Source organism: Microbacterium sp. K35, from assembly GCF_004794375.1.
Classification (GTDB): domain Bacteria; phylum Actinomycetota; class Actinomycetes; order Actinomycetales; family Microbacteriaceae; genus Microbacterium; species Microbacterium sufflavum.
The window spans coordinates 1-18,110 of sequence record NZ_SSDM01000277.1 but is presented as its reverse complement, the minus strand read 5'-3'; the positions used below and the strand labels follow the sequence as shown (position 1 = coordinate 18,110).

16 protein-coding genes are annotated in these 18,110 nt (G+C 70.4%); 10 read left to right on the top strand and 6 right to left on the bottom strand.

All coding sequences use genetic code 11. From position 1 onward, the window contains the following. The 5 genes from DW299_RS10690 to DW299_RS10670 all read left to right on the top strand — a co-directional run. On the top strand, nucleotides 1-372 hold a 372-nt coding region (locus tag DW299_RS10690), incomplete at its 5' end, for a glycosyltransferase (RefSeq protein ID WP_136036567.1). A gap of 101 nt (nucleotides 373-473) precedes the next feature. Next, the gene (locus tag DW299_RS10685; protein WP_136029931.1) at nucleotides 474-2,915 is read left to right on the top strand and encodes an FG-GAP repeat domain-containing protein; all 2,442 of its coding nucleotides are present in this window, start codon (nucleotides 474-476) and stop codon (nucleotides 2,913-2,915) included. Nucleotides 2,916-2,990: 75 nt separating this feature from the next. After that, entirely contained in the window at nucleotides 2,991-3,905 is a 915-nt protein-coding gene (locus tag DW299_RS10680; RefSeq protein ID WP_136029929.1) for an ABC transporter permease, read from the top strand. Further along, nucleotides 3,902-4,639 (top strand): ABC transporter ATP-binding protein, encoded by a 738-nt coding sequence (locus tag DW299_RS10675; protein ID WP_136029927.1) that lies wholly within the window; start codon nucleotides 3,902-3,904, stop codon nucleotides 4,637-4,639. Before DW299_RS10680 ends, DW299_RS10675 begins: the two co-directional genes overlap by 4 nt. Next, nucleotides 4,636-6,591, top strand: coding sequence for a DUF6541 family protein (locus DW299_RS10670; RefSeq protein WP_136036566.1), 1,956 nt, complete (start codon nucleotides 4,636-4,638; stop codon nucleotides 6,589-6,591). The genes DW299_RS10675 and DW299_RS10670 overlap by 4 nt, the downstream gene beginning before the upstream one ends. On the opposite strand, the gene DW299_RS10665 is transcribed toward DW299_RS10670, so the two are convergent. Both DW299_RS10665 and DW299_RS10660 read right to left on the bottom strand, forming a co-directional pair. After that, a complete protein-coding gene (locus DW299_RS10665) occupies nucleotides 6,588-6,968 on the bottom strand; it encodes a DUF2304 domain-containing protein (protein WP_136029923.1) in 381 nt (126 codons plus the stop codon). The two genes, DW299_RS10670 and DW299_RS10665, sit on opposite strands and share 4 nt — an antisense overlap. A 5-nt stretch (nucleotides 6,969-6,973) precedes the next feature. Then, complete coding sequence (locus DW299_RS10660; RefSeq protein ID WP_136029921.1) at nucleotides 6,974-7,660, bottom strand: glycosyltransferase family 2 protein; 687 nt, start codon at nucleotides 7,658-7,660, stop codon at nucleotides 6,974-6,976. A gap of 80 nt (nucleotides 7,661-7,740) precedes the next feature. On the opposite strand from DW299_RS10660, the gene DW299_RS10655 reads away from it, so the two are divergent. The 4 genes from DW299_RS10655 to DW299_RS10640 are packed head-to-tail and all read left to right on the top strand — an operon-like array spanning nucleotide 7,741 to nucleotide 12,251. Beyond that, nucleotides 7,741-8,355 carry an acyltransferase gene (locus tag DW299_RS10655; protein WP_136036565.1) on the top strand — a complete coding sequence of 205 codons (615 nt, stop codon included), beginning with the start codon at nucleotides 7,741-7,743 and terminating at the stop codon, nucleotides 8,353-8,355. Further along, complete coding sequence (locus DW299_RS10650; protein WP_136029917.1) at nucleotides 8,352-9,449, top strand: DegT/DnrJ/EryC1/StrS family aminotransferase; 1,098 nt, start codon at nucleotides 8,352-8,354, stop codon at nucleotides 9,447-9,449. The genes DW299_RS10655 and DW299_RS10650 overlap by 4 nt, the downstream gene beginning before the upstream one ends. Continuing rightward, nucleotides 9,449-10,438, top strand: a complete 990-nt coding sequence (locus DW299_RS10645) for a Gfo/Idh/MocA family protein (protein WP_136036564.1) — start codon at nucleotides 9,449-9,451, stop codon at nucleotides 10,436-10,438. The genes DW299_RS10650 and DW299_RS10645 overlap by 1 nt, the downstream gene beginning before the upstream one ends. A 10-nt stretch (nucleotides 10,439-10,448) precedes the next feature. Beyond that, on the top strand, nucleotides 10,449-12,251 hold the full coding sequence (locus DW299_RS10640) for an ABC transporter ATP-binding protein (protein ID WP_136029914.1): 1,803 nt from the start codon (nucleotides 10,449-10,451) through the stop codon (nucleotides 12,249-12,251). A 22-nt stretch (nucleotides 12,252-12,273) separates the two neighbouring features. Here the strand turns inward: DW299_RS10640 and DW299_RS10635 are convergent, their stop codons facing one another. The 3 genes from DW299_RS10635 to DW299_RS10625 are packed head-to-tail and all read right to left on the bottom strand — an operon-like array spanning nucleotide 12,274 to nucleotide 15,522. Then, nucleotides 12,274-13,359, bottom strand: coding sequence for a glycosyltransferase (locus DW299_RS10635; RefSeq protein ID WP_136036563.1), 1,086 nt, complete (start codon nucleotides 13,357-13,359; stop codon nucleotides 12,274-12,276). Continuing rightward, nucleotides 13,356-14,441 carry a glycosyltransferase gene (locus tag DW299_RS10630; protein ID WP_136029911.1) on the bottom strand — a complete coding sequence of 362 codons (1,086 nt, stop codon included), beginning with the start codon at nucleotides 14,439-14,441 and terminating at the stop codon, nucleotides 13,356-13,358. The genes DW299_RS10635 and DW299_RS10630 overlap by 4 nt, the downstream gene beginning before the upstream one ends. A gap of 25 nt (nucleotides 14,442-14,466) precedes the next feature. Next, a complete protein-coding gene (locus tag DW299_RS10625; protein ID WP_136036562.1) occupies nucleotides 14,467-15,522 on the bottom strand; it encodes a glycosyltransferase in 1,056 nt (351 codons plus the stop codon). 97 nt (nucleotides 15,523-15,619) lie between these two features. Between DW299_RS10625 and DW299_RS10620 the strand changes: the two genes are divergently transcribed. Then, entirely contained in the window at nucleotides 15,620-16,768 is a 1,149-nt protein-coding gene (locus DW299_RS10620) for an acyltransferase family protein (RefSeq protein ID WP_136029907.1), read from the top strand. Here the strand turns inward: DW299_RS10620 and DW299_RS10615 are convergent. Continuing rightward, on the bottom strand, nucleotides 16,760-17,980 hold the full coding sequence (locus tag DW299_RS10615) for a glycosyltransferase family protein (protein ID WP_136036561.1): 1,221 nt from the start codon (nucleotides 17,978-17,980) through the stop codon (nucleotides 16,760-16,762). The two genes, DW299_RS10620 and DW299_RS10615, sit on opposite strands and share 9 nt — an antisense overlap. Between the last annotated feature and the right edge of the window lie 130 nt (nucleotides 17,981-18,110).

The window sequence follows — 18,110 nt, the reverse complement described above, 5'->3', positions numbered from 1 at the left end:
GAGGTCGCCTCCGCCGTAGGCCTGCCCGAACGGCGCGCGCACGTACGCGGTGCGCTGTCGGCAGCGGACCGCGCTGCCGTGCTCTCGGGGGCGTCCGCCTACGCGGCGACGAGGACGGTCGCGGGGTGGCCGTGGCGCGCCGTCGAGGCGCTCACCGTCGGGGTGCCCGTCGTGGCGAGCGATACCGGGTGCCACCGTGACGTGATCGCGGACGGCGGGATGTTCGCCGCGCCGGACGACCTGCCCGACGCGCTCGCCGATGCGGCGGGCAACGGTTCTGCGCGCTTGCGGGTGCTTGCATCGGACCGCTCGCGCGCGTTCTCCTGGGCGGGCGCGGCGGAGAGGGTGTGGAGCCTGCACGCCGACCTGTGAACGGCTGAGAAGACGCTGCACAATCGAGCGACACGCCGAATTCCCCTGGTGGAAACGTCGCAACAGTGGCATCATCCCGCAACTTCCGTCACACTGGTCACATGTCTCGACGTGCCCCACGCTCGCGAAACACCCTGAGGACCTCCCGACTCCTCACCTGTTTCCTCGCCGTCTCCGCCCTCCTCGTCGGCACCGTCGTGCCGGCCACCGCCGCGACGGCCGCCGCTTCCGCTTCCGCGCCCGTCGCCCGCGCGGTCGGCGCCCCCGCGGCGTCGGGGATCGCGAAGAGCACGCTCGCCGGCTTCACGCCCGGCAACATCATCAGCGACGCCGTCTTCACCAACAAGGACACGATGACGGAGGCGCAGATCCAGGCCTTCTTCAACGCGCGCGTCTCGCGGTGCCTCGGCGGCACCGACGAGGACGGTCGTCCCATCGTGTGCATCAAGGACTTCAAGATGACCACGGTCACTCGGGCCGCCGACCAGTACTGCGACGGATACACCGGCGCCGCGAACGAGAGTGCCGCGCGCATCATCTACCGTGCAGCGCAGTCGTGCGGGATCAACCCGCAGGTGCTCATCGTGATGCTCCAGAAGGAGCAGAGCCTGGTCAACCACACGTGGCCCAGCGCCTGGCGCTACGACATCGCGCTCGGACAGGGCTGCCCGGACGACGCGCCCTGCGACCCGCAGTACGTCGGCTTCTTCCACCAGATCTACGGCGCCGCCCGCCAGATGCAGATCTACATGGAGGGCAAGTGGTTCCAGTACTACGCGCCCGGCCGCACCTGGAACATCCTCTTCAACCCGAACCGCGCGTGCGGCTCCTCGCCGGTGTACATCGCCAACAAGGCGACCTCGGCCCTCTACTACTACACGCCGTATCAGCCGAACGCCGCGGCGCTGCGCGCCGGATACGGCGACGGCGACACCTGCTCGGCCTACGGCAACCGCAACTTCTACAACTACTTCACCGACTGGTTCGGCTCCACCCAGGCGCCCCAGGTGCCCTCGCTCGCCTCGGTCAGCTCCTCGTCGTACATGGTCGGCGTCGACAGTGCCGGCGTGCTGTGGGGATACCCGTTCGCGAAGAACGTGTGGGGCAACCGCAAGCAGCTCGCGAGCGGCCTGACCGGGGTCAGCGCGGCCATGGTGGTCGGCGATCTCGACGGCAGCGGCACGCGCGACCTCATCATCCGCCAGGGCAACGGCGTCTCGGTGATGCGCGGCAGCGGCGCCAGCTTCTCGGCACCGCAGTCGCTGAACCTGGACTGGAGCGGCGTGGTGCTCTCCACCGCCGCGGGCGACCTCGACGGCGACGGCATCCCCGACGTGCTCACCACCGCCAAGAACGGCGACCTCATGCTGTGGCGCGGCAACGACAAAGGCGGCCTCCTGCCTGCGATCCGCGTCGGCTGGGGGTGGGCCGGCATGAACATGCTCGTCGGCAACATCGACCTCAACGGCGACGGCAACCCCGACCTCATCGGCAGGGACGCCGCCGGTCGACTGTTCGCCTACTACGGAGACGGCGGCGGCGGCTGGACCGGCTCCCGTCAGCTCGGGCAGGGCTGGGGCGGCATGACCGCGATCTTCGTGCCGGGCGACTTCACGGGCGACGGCGTCAACGACGTGGCGGCGCGAACCGCGAACGGCGACCTCTACATGTACCCCGGCGACGGACGGGGAGCGATCACGTCGAGCGGCAAGATCGGCAACGGCTGGCAGATCCTGTCGGCGCTGACCGGTTCGGGCGACCTCGTCACCAAGCCGCGGGCCATGCCATCGGGCGTGGGCGACGTCGACCGTGACGGCGGACCCGACGTGCTCGGGCTCACGGCACAGGGGAACCTCAACCTCTACCGCGGGAACGGCGCCGGTGCCTGGCGCGGCTCCCAGCAGATCGGCTCGGGGTGGACGGCGGGCGACCGACTGATCCCCATGGGCGACTTCAACGGCGACGGGTACCGCGACCTCGGTCGGGTGACCCCCGACGGACGGCTCTGGCTGATCCCCGGTGTCGCGGGCGGCTACGGGCAGCCCGTCGTGATCGGCAACGGCTGGCAGAACCACACGCTCCTCGTGGGCGGCATCGACTTCGACGGCGACCGCAACACCGACATGATCGCGCGCAACTCCGCCGGCCACCTCGTGTACTACCGCGGTGACGGCAGGGGCGGCTGGGCGAGCCAGGCCATCCAGATCGGCTACGGCTGGGGCGGCTTCGACATGGCCGTCAACGGCGGCGACTTCGACGGCGACGGTCGGGCGGACCTCATCATGCGCACGACCGACGCGCGCCTGTGGGTGTACCCGACCAACGGCACGGGCGGCTGGGGCACCCCGCGTCAGATCGGTGTCGGGTGGGGCGGCTTCAACGCCCTGTTCAGCCCCGGCGACTTCGACGGCGACGGCACCTCCGACCTCCTCGGGCGGCACACGAACGGCAATCTCTACCTGTTCCGCGGTGACGGCCGTGGCGGCTGGGGCGCGAGCGGCGTGATCGGGAACGGCTGGAACACGCTCACCGCCCTCGGCTGAGCGCGTGCCGTGAAGGCGTCCGGACGGGTGCCATAGGATACTGGAGTGCGCCGCGGCGACCGCCGCCGCAGCTGAATGAGTGGGGCCGTGACAGATACCCGAGATCTTTTCGCCGTCGTCCCGCGTTCCTCCTTCGACACCCCCGGCACGAGTCGCGGTCTGATCGATGTGGTGCGCTGGCGGTATCTGCTGTACCTGCTCGTGCGGACCGGCGTCACCACCCGCTACCGCAACTCGGTGCTCGGCTGGACCTGGTCGTACGTGCGACCCGGGGCGCAGTTCCTGGTGTTCTGGGTGGTCCTCGGACTGTTCCTCAGCCTGAACAGGAACATCGAGAGCTACCCCGTCTACCTGTTCTCGGGCATCGTCGTCATCAACCTCTTCTCCGAGGCGTTCAAGAACGCGACGACGTCGATCGTGAACAACGCCCCGCTCGTGCGGAAGGTGTTCCTGCCGCGGCAGCTCTTCGCCGTCTCCGCCGTGCTGGTGGCGTTCATCCACTTCCTCCCGCAGCTGGCTCTGCTGCTGATCGTGTGCCTCTTCCTCGGCTGGATCCCCGGGATCACCGTGCTCTCGGTGCTCGCCGCGCTGGCGGGCATCGTCATCGTCACGCTGTTCGCGCTGGGGCTCGGCCTGTTCTTCGGCGCGATCAACGTGCGGTTCCGTGACGCGGAGAACATCGTCGAGCTGCTGCTCCTGCTCGCGACCTGGGCCTCGCCCGTGCTCTACGCGTGGACGATGGTGCAGGAGGCCGTCCGCACGCTCGGCTGGCCGGACTGGATCCTCGAGCTCTACATGCTGAACCCGATCACGCAGGGCGTCGAGCTGTTCCACTACGCCTTCTGGCGACCGGTCACCGAGACGACCATGCCGCTGCCGCCCGGCCTCGGCTGGAACACGCTGTGGACGTTCCTGATCGCCCTGGGCACGCTGCTGATCGGGCAGCTCGTCTTCCGCCGACTCGAGGGAAGGTTCGCGCAGGACCTATGAGTACCGCCATCGCCCCCCGCCCGAGCATCGTCGTCGACGGTGTGCGGAAGAACTTCACGCTGAACCACGCGCTGTCGCTCAAGGACACCGTGGTCGCCTGGATCCGGCGTCGCAAGACCTCCAGCACCTTCGAGGCGCTCAAGGGGCTCGACCTCGTCATCAACGAGGGGGAGTCGGTCGCGATCCTCGGGCTCAACGGCTCGGGCAAGTCCACTCTCCTCAAGCTCATCTCGGGGGTCATGGAACCCGACGCGGGCGAGGTGCTCACGCGCGGCAGGGTCGCGGGTCTCATCGAGGTCGGTGCCGGCTTCCACCCCGAGCTGTCCGGGCGCGAGAACGTGTTCCTCAACGCGGCGATCCTGGGCATGCAGCGCAAGGAGATCGAGGAGCGCTACGACGAGATCGTCGCGTTCAGCGAGATCGAGCAGTTCATCGACCAGGAGGTCAAGCACTACTCCTCCGGCATGTTCATGCGGCTCGCGTTCTCCGTGGCGATCCACGTCGAGCTGGACGTGCTGCTCGTCGACGAGATCCTGTCGGTCGGCGACGCGCCCTTCCGGGAGAAGTGCCGGCAGAAGTTCGGCGAGCTGATCGCGCAGAAGAAGACCCTCGTCGTCGTGAGCCACGACATGGAGATGGTGCGTGAGCTCTGCACCCGAGGCGTGGTGATCAACAAGGGCGAGGTCGTGTACGACGGCGAGATCGAGGGCGCGATCGCGTTGGTCGACGAATGATCGGCGACTGGGTCGCGCAGTCGGGGCTGATCGCCCTGACGCTCCTCGTCTTCTTCGTCCCCGGTCTTCTGCTGGGCGCCACTCTCCGTCTGCGCGGGTTGACGCTCTGGGCGTCGGCGCCGAGCCTCTCGGTCGGCACGCTCGCGGTGCTGGCCATCGTCTTCCCGTTCCTCGGGGTGCACTGGGGTCTCGCTTCTGTCGGCATCGCGGTCGCGGTCGTCGTGGCGGTGGTGTTCGCGGTGTCGCTGCTGCTTCGTCGCGGTCGCAGCGTGGCCGACGTGCCACGGCGGCAGCCCCGGCACCTCGCGCTCCTGGCCGTCGGCCTCATCGTCGGCGGCGGCCTCAACGCGGCGCGATTGATGGCGTACGTCGGCACCCCGACCGCGATCTCCCAGACGAACGACGCCGTCTTCCACCTGAACGCGCTGCGCTGGGCCGCCGAGTCCGGCACGGTCTCGTCGCTCGACCTCTCCGGGCTGCTGGGCGGATCCACCTTCTATCCCGCGGCCTGGCACGCCATGACCTCGCTGGTGGCTCTGGACATCGGCTCGATCCCGGTCGCGGCCAACATCGTCGCGCTGGTGATCGCCGCGGTGGTGTGGCCGCTGAGCGTGTCGCTGCTCGCCCACGTCGTCAGCCGCGGGGATGCACTGGTCACGGCGCTGGCGGCCGGGTTGTCGGCGGGCCTGATGGCGTTCCCGCAGCTCATGTTCGAGTGGGGTGTCCTGTACCCCTACGCCCTCTCGCTCGCCGTCGTCCCCGCCGCGGTCGCCGTCACGATCGTCGCGGTGCGGTCGTGGCGGGGCGCACGGCGCGGTGAACGCCTTCTGGCCGCTGCGGGTCCGGGCGTCGCCGCGCTCCTGGCGGTGACGGCGGCCACGCTGTCGCAGCCGTCGTCCGTGCTCACGTGGGGTGCGCTGGTGATGCTGTGGTTCTCCGGGAGCCTGCTGCTCGGCATCCGCCGCCCCGGCGCGCGCCCTGTGCTGCGGTGGAGCGTGATCGTGATCGGCTGGGCCGCGGTGGGCGTCGTGTGGCTCGTCCTGGCCTACCTCGCCGGACCGGTGCTGTGGCGGTCGTACCGCGGCGTGTTCGGCGCGATCGCCGACGTGCTGGTGAACAGCCACTCGCTGCTGCCCGCGGCGTGGGGGATGAGCGTGCTGCTGCTGGCCGGATTGATCGCCGCCGTGCGCGACCGGCGACTGCGGTGGCTGGCGGTGGGATGGGCCGGGTTCTCGCTGCTCTACATCGTGAGCGTCGGCACCGACCTTCCCTTCATCAAGAGGGCCCTCACCGGTCCCTGGTACGGCGACTCCTTCCGGCTCGCGGCGATGGTGCCGATCGTCGTCGTCCCCCTTGCCGCCTTCGGCCTCGCCATGATCGTGCGGATGGTGGCCGCCGCGGTCCCGAGGCTCACGGGAGCGCGTCGCGACGCGGTCGCGCTGGTCTCGCTGGCGGTCGTCGCCGTGGTCGGGATCGTCAACGTCGCGCTCTCCCCGGTGGTGCTGCTGCGCGTCGCGGACGAGACGGACGAGCAGTCCCGCTACGCGATGAACGCCGACAGCTACCTCTCCGACGACGAGTACCGCCTGCTCACCGAGCTTCCCGACCTCGTGTCGCGAGATTCGCTGATCATCGCGAACCCCTCCACGGGAGCCGGCTTCGCCTACGTGCTCGGGGAGCGCGACATCGTCCCTCGCACGTGGGCGCCGCCGCAGTCCGCCGCGTGGGACGTGATCGCCGCGCACCTGCGTGACGCCGCGGAGGACCCCGCGGTGTGCGAGGCCCTCGCCGCCTACGGCGACCCGGACTACGTGCTCGACTTCGGCATCGGCGGCACCGGTCCCGGCGAGTACCTCATGCCCGGCATGACCGACTTCGAGGACCGGCCGGGCTTCGAGGAGGTCGCCTCGGAGGGGGACGCGAGCCTCTGGCGGATCACCGCCTGCGGCTAATCCTCGGGCTGGCCGTCGTCCGGGGCGGCACGACGCGCGCCGTCCTGCGGGTCCTGCGACGCCTGCAGCAGCGCGAGCTTGCGCGCGAGCAGGGTGAGGCTGCGCTGCTGCGCGGCGTTCTTCCTCGACTGCGTGTAGACGAAGACCATGAAGATGACCACCAGCGCGTACAGCAGCAGGTCGGTACCGCGCCCGACGCCCACGAGGTTCGCGACCCAGGTGAGCCACTGGGGGAACAGGATCGACACGATCGCCACGAGCACGAAGCCGCCGTACAGGAGACGGCGGATCGCCAGGTGGCTGTCCGCACCGGTCCGGCGCATGAACACGGCGCCGATGGCGATGACGGCCGCGATGAGAAGGATCTGGATCCACATGGCGTTCACCGCACGATCAGGTCGACGAGGATGTTGACGGAGTTGAGCACCGATTGGCCCTTCGATTTGGAGTAGTCGGTGTAGAGGAGCTCGACCGGGTGCTCGATCCACGGCAGCCCCGTGTCGCCGAGCTGCAGCACGATCTCGGTGGCGTGCGCCATCCGGTCCTGCTTGAGCTGCAGGCGCGCGGCGGCGTCGGCGCGGATGACGCGAAGGCCGTTGTGCGCGTCGGTGAGCTTGACGCTCGTGGTCATGTTGGTCACCCACACCGCGGTCTTCAGGATCACGCGCTTCATCCAGCCCGGGTTCGTCCGGTCGTCGAGGAACCGCGAGCCGAACACGATCGCCGCGCCGCTGGCACGCGCCGCGGCGACCATCGCCACCGCGTCGTCGATGCGGTGCTGGCCGTCGGCATCGAAGGTCACGATGTACTCGCAGCCCGGCTGGGACAGGGCGTACTCGATGCCCGTCTGCAGGGCCGCACCCTGACCGAGGTTGATCGGGTGCTCGACGATGTGGGCTCCGGCGCGTCGAGCCACCTCCAGGGAGCCGTCGGTGGAGCCGTCGTCGATGCACACGATGTTCGGGAAGTGGGGGAGGACCCCCGCGATGACGCCGGCGATGACGCTTGCTTCGTTGTACAGCGGTACGACAACCCAGGTATGCGGGTCGGGAGTGGCTGGGTTGGTCACACCCCTATCCTCTCAGGAAACGCCTGTGCGAGCAGATAGGATGACCGAGTCCCCTTCCCGAGCCGCGAGGAGAATCCCGCATGCCCTCACCGACCGACGTCCGGATCGTCGATTCGGCCGATGTGTCCCCCGAGGCGAAGATCGGAGCAGGGAGCTCGATCTGGCATCTGGCCCAGGTGAGGGAAGACGCGCAGCTCGGTGAGAACTGCATCGTCGGCCGCGGCGCCTACATCGGCACCGGTGTCGTCATGGGCGACAACTGCAAGGTGCAGAACTACGCGCTCGTGTACGAGCCCGCTCGACTCGGCGACGGCGTGTTCATCGGACCGGCCGTCGTGCTCACGAACGACACGTACCCGCGGGCGATCAACGCCGACGGCACGCAGAAGAGCGCGCACGACTGGGAGCCCGTCGGCGTCACGATCGAGCGTGGCGCCTCGATCGGTGCCAGGGCGACCTGCGTCGCGCCCGTGACCATCGGCGCCTGGGCGACAGTGGCGGCCGGGGCCGTCGTGGTGAAGGACGTCCCCTCCTACGCGCTTGTGGCCGGGGTGCCGGCGCGCCGCATCGGCTGGGTGGGCGAAGCGGGCGTTCCCCTCACGCGCGCCGACGACGACGACAAGACCTGGGTGTGCCCCGCGACCGGCGGACGGTACACCGAGACAGACGGAACACTGACCAAGGAGACCGTGTGAGCGAGTTCATTCCCCCCGCCAAGCCGATCATCGGCGACGAAGAGCGCGAGGCCGTCGATCGGGTGCTGCGCAGCGGCATGGTCGCGCAGGGCCCCGAGGTCGCCGCGTTCGAGCAGGAGTTCTCGGCGCACTTCGTGCCGGGGCGGCCGTCCGTGGCCGTCAACTCCGGCACCGCCGGTCTGCACCTGGGTCTGCTCGCCGCGGGCGTCGGTCCCGGCGACGAGGTCATCGTGCCGTCGTTCACGTTCGCGGCGACGGGCAACTCCGTGGCCCTCACCGGCGGCACCCCGGTGTTCGTCGACATCGAGCCGGAGACCTTCACGCTCGACCCCGAGGCCGTCGCGGCCGCGATCACGCCCAAGACCAAGGGCATCCTCCCGGTGCACCTGTACGGTCACCCCGCCCGCATGCGCGAGCTGGAGGCCCTGGCCGCCGAGCGCGGCGTGGCCCTGTACGAGGACGCCGCGCAGGCGCACGGCGCCTCGCTCGACGGCCGCCCGGTCGGCTCGTTCGGCGACTTCGCGATGTTCAGCCTCTACCCGACCAAGAACATGACCAGCGGCGAAGGCGGCATGGTCACCACGGCCACGGACGAGATCGCCCGTCAGGTCAAGCTCCTGCGCAACCAGGGCATGGAGCGGCAGTACGAGAACGAGATCATCGGCTTCAACGCCCGCATGACCGACATCCACGCCGCGATCGGCCGGGTGCAGCTGCACAAGGTCGACGCCTGGACGAAGACCCGTCAGCAGAACGCGGCCTTCCTGGACGCGAACCTGCGCGGCGTGGTCGTGCCCCCGGTCGCCGACGGTGCCGTGCACGTGTACCACCAGTACACCGTCCGGGTGCCGGAGGACCGCGACGGCTTCGTGGCGGCGCTCAAGAACGAGCACAACGTCGGCGCCGGCGTGTACTACCCGATCCCGAACCACCGGCTGCCCTCGCTCACGCGCTTCGCCCCGGGCCTCGACCTCCCCGAGACCGAGCGTGCCGCCCGCGAGGTCGCCTCGCTGCCGGTGCACCCGTCGCTCAGCCAGGACGACCTCGAGCGCATCGTCACCGCGGTGAACGCCGTCGCGGGGGCAGGCGCCTGATGGCGGCGAATCTGCGCGCCGGACTGCTCGGCGTCGGGATGATGGGCCGCAACCATGCCCGCGTGCTGCGTGACGTGGAGGGCATCGACCTGGTCGCGATCGCCGACCCGGGCGGTGACCCGCACAAGGTCGCGGGCGAGCTCGAGATCCTCCCCGACATCGAGGCGCTCATCGCCGCCGGTATCGACATCGCCGTGGTCGCCGTGCCGACCGCGTTCCACGAGGACGCGGCGCTCAAGCTGGCCGACGCCGGGGTGCACACCCTCGTCGAGAAGCCGATCGCACATTCCGTCGAGGCCGGCCGCCGCATGACCGACGCCTTCGCCGCGAAGGGTCTCGTCGGCGCCGTGGGGCACGTCGAGCGCTTCAACCCGGCTGTGCAGGAGATGCGCCGTCGGATCGAGGCGGGCGAGCTCGGCGACGTGTACCAGATCGCCACCCGCCGCCAGAGCACGTTCCCCGCCCGGATCGCCGACGTGGGCGTGGCGAAGGACCTCGCCTCCCACGACATCGACCTCACGAGCTGGGTCGCGCAGAGCGAGTACACCACGGTGTTCGCGCAGACCGCGCACAAGAGCGGACGCGACTACGAGGATATGATCACGGTCACCGGCCGGCTCGGCAACGGCGTGATCGTCAACCACCTCGTCAACTGGCTCTCGCCCATGAAGGAGCGCATCACGGTCGTGACGGGCGACCGCGGCACCTTCATCGCCGACACCGCCACCGGTGACCTGACGTTCTACGCCAACGGCACCATCCCGCTCGAGTGGGAGTCGATGCTCGCGTTCCGCGGCGTGTCCGAGGGCGATATCACCCGGTACTCCTTCGCCAAGCGCGAGCCGCTGCGGGTCGAGCACGAAGCCTTCCGCGACGCCGTCCTCGGCAAGCCGAACGACGTCGTCACGATGGAGCAGGGCCTGCGCACGCTCGAGGTCGTCGAGGGCGCTCTCTCCTCCGCCGCCAACGGCGCATCCGTCGCCCTCTGAACGCGAGAACATGAAACGCATTTGGCCGGTCCTCAAGGATCTCCTCCCGCTGCTGCCGACCGGCGCGCAGCGGTACTTCGTCGGGTACATGATCGCCACGACGCTCATCACCGCACTCGACGTGGTGGCGATGTCGCTGCTGGCCGTGATCATCGGCCCGGCACTGACCGGCGGGGCGCTGCGGCTCCCGCTGATCGGCGAGGTCTCACCCGACATGACGCCGCTTCTGGTGCTCGGCGCCTGCGCGCTCATCATCCTGAAGTCGGTGCTCTCGGTCACGCTGCACTGGTTCGCGACGCGCCGGTTCGCGCGCTACGAGCTCGAGATCGGCGACCGGATGTTCAAGGCGTACATCAACTCCAGCTGGGAGGAGCGCTCGAAGCGCACGGTCGCCGAGATCACGCGCATCGCGGACGGCGGCATCGCGAACACGATGTCGGGCTTCCTGCTGCCGCTCATGCGCGTCCCGAGCTCGATCTTCACGTTCGTGCTGATCATCGTCGTGCTGCTGGTGGTCGACCCGATCACCGCGCTCATCGCCATGGTGTACCTGATCCTCGTGGCGCTCATCGTGCACCAGGTGGTGACGAAGCGCTCGCTGGAGGCCGCCACCGTCAACCGCAACTACAGCTACCGCGTCGCGATCCTGATGACCGAGATGATGGAAGCGCTGAAGGAGCTCAGCCTCCGCAACCGGCTCGCCGACGTCGCACAGCTGGTGACGGACAGCCGCCACCACTCGGTCCGCGCCAGGGCGAACGCGTCGTTCCTCGGTGTCGTCCCGTCGTTCGCGTTCGAGTCCGCCCTCATCGGCGGCGTCGTGATCATCGGCGGCGTCTCGTACTGGCAGGGCGGTCTGGCGGCCGCGTTGTCGTCCGTCGCACTGTTCACCGCGACCGGCTTCCGCCTGATCCCGGCGATCAGCGGCATCCAGGGTGGCATCGTGCAGGGTGTCGCGAGCATCCCCTCGGCACAGGACGTCATCGGTGACCTCACCGCCGCAGAGAAGGACATGGAGGTGTCGCAGACGCCCGCCGACACCGCGGAGCTGGCGGAGAACCCTCGGCTGCTCAGCCTGTCGGACGTGCACTTCCGGTACCCGGGAGCCGACGAGGACGTCATCCGCGGGCTCTCGCTCGACATCCCCCTCGGCAGCTCGCTGGGCATCGTCGGGCCGTCCGGAGCCGGCAAGTCGACGCTGATCGACCTGCTCCTCGGCCTCAGCCAGGCCACGACCGGCGACATCGAGATCGACGGGCACCCGCTCTCGAGCGTGCTCCGTCAGTGGCGCGGGCGCGTCGGCTACGTGCCGCAGCGGGTGGCGCTGTTCGACGCCTCGATCGCGCAGAACGTCGCCCTGACCTGGACGGATGAGATCGACCGGGACCGCGTGGAGTACGCCCTGGAGCGCGCGCAGCTCAGCTCGCTCGTCGCGTCGCGGGCGAACGGCATCGACGAGCGCATCGGCGAGCGGGGCGTGTCCCTGTCCGGTGGTCAGCAGCAGCGTCTGGGCATCGCCCGCGCGCTGTACACCGATCCGCTGGTGCTGGTGCTCGACGAGGCCACGAGCTCTCTCGACACGAAGACCGAGGACGAGGTCACCAAGGCGATCCGGTCGCTGCAGGGCGAGGTCACGCTGATCTCGGTGGCGCACCGCCTGTCGACCATCAAGGACTACGACCGGATCTGCTACATGGACGAGGGCGTGATCGCCGCGCAGGGCACCTTCGTGGAGGTCGCCTCCTCGCTGCCCGCGTTCGCCGAGCAGGTGCTGCTGGCCGGACTCTCCGGAGAGCTCGAGCGCCGGGCGTGACTCCGCCGCCCGACCGGGTCGGTCACACGATCCGGTCGGTGCGGTTCGCGGCGTAGAACAGCCGCGCCATCGCCTGCGGGTGCAGGGAGAACAGCGGGTTGGGCGTGAGCAGCGCCCCCAGTGACCGCTGGTTCCAGCGGTCGTTCGCGAGGATGCGGATCCGCTCCACGTCGGGCGCCGCCGAGAAGGTCTCGTCGATGATGCGGTGGTCGACCCGCGACAGCAGCCGCAGGGCCCCGGGGGCCAGGGCCACGAGTCGGTCCAGGGTCTCCCGCAGCTCGGCCTGGTGCGTGACCAGCTCCGGCGTCGTCGTCGCACGGACGCCGATCGCGCTGAGGAACTGGATGCGCAGCAGCTTGACGACCGCTGCGGTGCGGGCGCGGCGGCCGAGGGCGCGGAACCAGGGCGCGGCTTCGAGGCCGTCGAGGAAGGCGAAGTCCTCGCGCACCGGGCGTGCCGTGAACGTGACGCGGTCGCCCTCGTCCTCGTGCCCGACGTACGCGGGACCGTCGATGTCGACGGCGAGGTCGCGCCCGCGGAACCACAGCTCTCCGGTCAGGGCGATGTCCTCTCCGGACGACAGGCCCTCGGTGAAGCGCAGATGGCCGAACCGTTCGCGGTCGATGAGGCCGAGCGGCGCGCTGCGGTAGGAGAGGCGGTCCTTCGCGGCGTCGAGCCGCCGCGATCGACGTCCGTTCCGCACGGGAGGAAGCGGGTTGTTGTGGCGCCCGACGAGCGTGATCTTCGGGATCACCGCGCTCGCCCCGGTCTCGCGCTGGATGCGCAGCCAGGAGTCCAGCGCGCCGGGCGCGAACTCGTCGTCGGAGCCGAGCAGCGCGATGAACGGGGCGGTGGACGACGCGAAGCCGAGGTTCATCGGTCCGGCCGGCGAGCGGATGCCGTCCTGCAGCTCGAGCAGGACCACGCGCTCGTCCTCCGCGTACTCGCCGAGGTTGCCGCGGATCACGGCGGGATCGATGTTGTGCGCCACCACCAGCACGCGCACCGGAGCGGCGGTGGCGTCGAGCACCGAAGCCACCGCACGACGGATCGGTCGGGTGGCGGAGTGGACGGCGATCGTGACGTCGACCAGGGGCGACGCGGTCACAGCTGCCCCACCCGCTGCGATCGGGCGCCCGCGGCGAGCGTGCGGAAGGGGGCGTGCCGGTGCAGCGCCAGGAATGGGTTCCGGGGGAGCTGAGCGGCGGGGGAGAGGTAGATCCACCGACGACCGAGCAGCGCGCGAGTGCGCTCGGGATCGGGCGCCCCGCGGCGCAGCTCGTCCATGACCCGGCGGTCGGCGATCGACAGCACCGACAGCACTCCGGGGGCCCAGGCGCTGACGCGGTCGACCACGGCGAGGAGCTCGGCGGCGACCGCGGCGATGCCCGGGGTCTCCAGGCGCGCGGCCACGGCGTCGAAGAAGTGGATGCGGAGCAGCTTGACGGCCAGGGCGCGGCGGTCGGCGGTCGAGGCGGCCGCGAACCAGTCCGCCTCCTCGATCACGCGGAGGAACGCGAAGTCGGCCGCCACGTCGCGCGGAGCGGAGGTGACGCGGTCGTCCGCGTCGTCGTGGCCCACGTACGGGGGGCCGTAGAGGTCGTAGGCGATGCTCGTCGCCGTGATCCACAGCTCAGAGGTGTACGGCAGGTCCTCGCCGGACGTGAGGCCCTCGGTGAAGCGCAGGTCGCCGAAGCGCTCGCGGTCGATGAGGCCGAGGGGCGCGCTGCGGTAGTGCAGGCGGTCGCGGTCGGCGCTCAGGCCGGTCGTGCGGCGTCCGCGGCGCACGGGCGGGTACGGGTCGGGGCCTCCGGTCACCAGGCGGATGCGACCGATCACGACGTCGGCATCCGTCGCGCGCTGCAGCGCCAGCCACGAGTCGATCGCGCCAGGGGCGAACTCGTCGTCGGAGCCGAGCAGGGTGTGGAAGCGTGCCGTCGCCGCCGCCATCCCGAGGTTCATCGGGCCGGCGGGCGACGGGATGCCGTCGCGGAGGGAGAGCAGCCGGACGGCCGGGTGTTCCGACCAGGTGCCGAGGTTCGTGCGGATGATCTCCTGGTCGATGTTGTGTGCCACCACGTTCACGCGCACCGGAGCGGTCGTGCCTTCGATGACCGAGGCGACGGCGCGCGCGATGGGCCGGGTGGCGGAGTGGACGGCGATCGTGACGTCGACAAGTGGGGATTCCATACCGGATCGATGCTACCGCGGAGGCCTACGCCATCATGTCGTGCAGGGTCCGGTACGGGGCGTGCCGGTGCAGGGCGAGGAACGGGTTCGCCGTGAGCCGCGCATCGAGCCCGCCGCCCCAGCGGGCCGAGAGGAGGGCGCGGATCCGGTCGGCCGACGGCGCGCTCGTCTCGAGCTCACGGAGCACCTTCCGGTCCGCGCGGCACAGCAGCGCGGTCGCGCCAGGGGACATCCGCTCGATCGCCGCGGCGGTGTCGAGCAGCTCGGCGCGGTAGGCGGCGATCCCGCCCGGGGCGTCCAGCCGGGAGGCGACGGCATCCATGAGGTGCACGCGGAGGTTCTTCACGCCGAACCCCCGGCGCGCCGAGCGCGAGGCAGCCCGGTACCAGGGCTTGGCGGCGACGATGTCGAGGAACGCGAAGTCGGCCGACAGGGGTCGGACGGTGCGGGTCACACGGTCGACCGCATCGTCGTGGCCGACGTACGCCGGGCCCGTACGGTCGTAGGCGATGTGCGCGCCGGTGAACCACAGCTCCGCGGTGAACTCGAGGTCCTCGCCGGACTCGAGGCCCGGGGTGAAGCGCAGGTCGGGGAAGCGCGTCCGGTCGATGAGGCCGAGTGGCATGCAGCGGTAGCTGAGGCGGTCCTTATCGACGTCGAGCTCCCGCACGCGTCCGCGACGTCGCGGCGGTGTCGGCTCTGCCGCCTCGTCCACCCGCACGCGCGGGATGACGGTGGTCGCGCCGGTCGAGCGGGCGACGGCGAGCCAGGAGTCGAGTGCCCCCGGCTCCAGCTCGTCGTCCGAGCCCATGACCGAGAAGTACGGCGCCTCGGCCAGCGCGATGCCGTGGTTCATCGGTCCGGCGGGGGAGGGGATGCCGTCCTGCAGGGACACGACGCGCACCTCGGGCCGCGTGCCCAGGTCGCCGAGGTTGGCGGAGATCGCCTCGGGATCGGTGTTGTGCGCGACCACGGTGACCCGCACGGCGGCGGTCGTGTCGAGCACGGAGGAGACCGCGCGGCGGATGGGACGAGCGGGCGTGTGCACGGGGATGACCACGTCCACGTCGGGCGACGGCATGTCGTCGATCCTATCGCGGGTGCTGCGGACGGACGGGGCGCGGGGGCGGCACTGTATCCTTTCCGGAGCCCTGTCCTCGATCAGAGAGTCTCGTCGCGTGCACTCCGCCTCCACCCTCGCTCAGCCCACGCAGCGGCTGGACTCGCTCACCGGGCTGCGCTGGTGGGCAGCGTTCGCGGTCTTCCTGTACCACATGAATGTGTTCGCACCCCTGCCGGGTTCGGTGCAGTCGGTGCTGCTGAACGGCTATCTCGGCGTGACGTTCTTCTTCGTGCTCTCCGGTTTCGTGCTCACGTGGTCGGCGCGGCCGAACGTGCCCACCTCGACGTTCTACTGGCGTCGCTTCGCACGCATCTGGCCATCGCACATGGTGGCGCTCCTGATCGCGATCCCCGTGTTCTACACGTTGGCGCCGGTTCCGGAGGGGAGCTTTCTGAAGCCGTTCGACCTCGGCATCCTCCTGCTGTCGGTCGTCGTGATCCAGGCCTGGTGGTCCAACCCCGCCATCCTCTTCTCCGGCAACCCGGCCGCGTGGACGCTCACCTGCGAGGCCTTCTTCTATGCGCTGCACCCGTGGATCTCCCGGGTCCTGGTGCCGATGGCCAAGCGCGGGGCCCTGCTGCTGGCGGTCGGTGTCGTCGCCTACGCGTTCGTGTACCGCGCGGTGGTCCTGTTCGCCCCGGACCTCGGACTCGCCGCGCTCCCGGTGCCCGTGCAGCGGCTTCCGGAGTTCGTGCTGGGCATGGCGCTCGCATGGGCCATCCGCTCCGGCTGGCGACCGCGCATCCACCCGCTCATCGGCGTCGCCGCTCCCGTGGCGGTGATTCTGGCGCACTACGCCTCCGGGCGGTTCATCCCGACCTGGAGCGTGACCCCGGCGATCAGTGGCATGCTCAACGAGCTGTTCACGGTCGCGTGCGGCATCGCGATCGTCTCGCTCGCCGTGCATGCACTGCGCGGCGGACGGCTGTGGTTCGCGTCGAAGTGGCAGGTGCGGCTGGGTGAGTGGTCCTTCGCCTTCTACCTCGTGCACGCGACGTTCATCTACGTGGCGCTGCGCGTCTTCGGCTACCAGCCCGCGTCGTGGAGCAACCTGCTCTGGTTCGCCGCCCTGTTCGTGGTCGACCTGGTGGCCGCATGGGCCCTCCACACGTTCGTCGAGCGCACGCTGGAGAAGCGCATGCGCCGCTGGAAGGACGACCGGGACGCGCGCCGCCGCACGCGAGAGGCGGTCGCGTCAGCCTGAGGCGCGGATCCAGCCGTCGAGCAGGACCGCGGCGCTCCGGCGCCCGGAGTGCACGGCCTCGACGAACACCGGCCCCGCCGCGGCTGCGGCGGCCGCTGCCTCACGGTCGGAGATCAGTCCGGCGACCACCTCGCCGAGGGTGTCCGGCGTGGCCTCGACGATCGGCAGCGGCAGTCCCACCTCCGCCTCGATGGCGCGGCGCACCTCGGGCAGCACGTGTCCGACCACCACGCGACCCGTCGCCATGGCCTCGCAGGCCGCGACTCCGTAGGAGCCGGCGCGGAACTGGTCGAGCACGATGTCGGCGTCGCTCAGCACCTCGGGCATCCGGTCGGCGGCGACGCCGGTCACGAGCTCGTAGTCGATGTCACCGCTCGCGATGAGGGTGGCGAGGGCGGGCTCGATCAGGTGACTGCCCTTCTGCACGACGGAGGTGGAGGAGTGGATCACCCGCACCCGGTCGCGGTCCATGGCGGGGCGCCGCGCCCGGAACCGCGCGGTGTCGACGACCACGGGACACCACGTCGCCCACGGAACATCGTGCAGCAGGTCGGGTGTGGACACGAACGTCGGGCGACGCAGTTCCGTCAGCAGTGCGAGGTTGGCGTCCGCATCGGCCTGCAGCACGGCGGTGCGCGGATCGTCGGGGTACGGCGACCACGGGGTGCGCAGCGCATGGTCGCGGGGGCTGCGGATGTCGGTGCCGTGGCACAGGTACGCGACGGACACCCCCGCCTCCTCCAGCGCCGCGACCTCCGCGCGGACCTGCCGGTCGAACAGGCGGCCGAACAGCGGGCGCTCCGCCTCGATCAGCACGTGCGAGAACCGGCTGACGGCCTCCCACTCCGACTGCTGCCACTCGGTGGACGAGGTGGAGGAGATGGGGACCGGGACGTCCGCGGGGAAGGAGAGCCCGCCGGGCAAGACCTCCTCCATGTTGCGGGCGGCGATCTCCGGGTCCGCCTGCTCCAGGGCGCGCGCCCAGCGATACCCCTGGCCCGAGTAGTTCGTCGGGCCGATGAAGACCCGCACCCCGGCATCCGGCACGTCGGCCACCGGGGCATCGCCGCCGCCGAGCGCGCGATGCGCCAGCCGACCGATCAGGCCGTCCGGGTCGCGCGCCGCCGAGTCGAGGGCGCGATTGGCCCAGCGGGGCAGTCGGGAGCGGTGCCGGATGATCCAGCCGGCGATCGCGTTCAGCCGCGCGCGCATCTCAGCGTCCGTCCCTCGTCTGGCCGACCGACTCGATCACGTCGACGACGCGGCCGGCCACCGCGGCCATCGAGTGCCGTTCCGCCGTCCAGCCGGCGACGCTGCGCCGCTCGGCCGCGCTCAGCGGGCG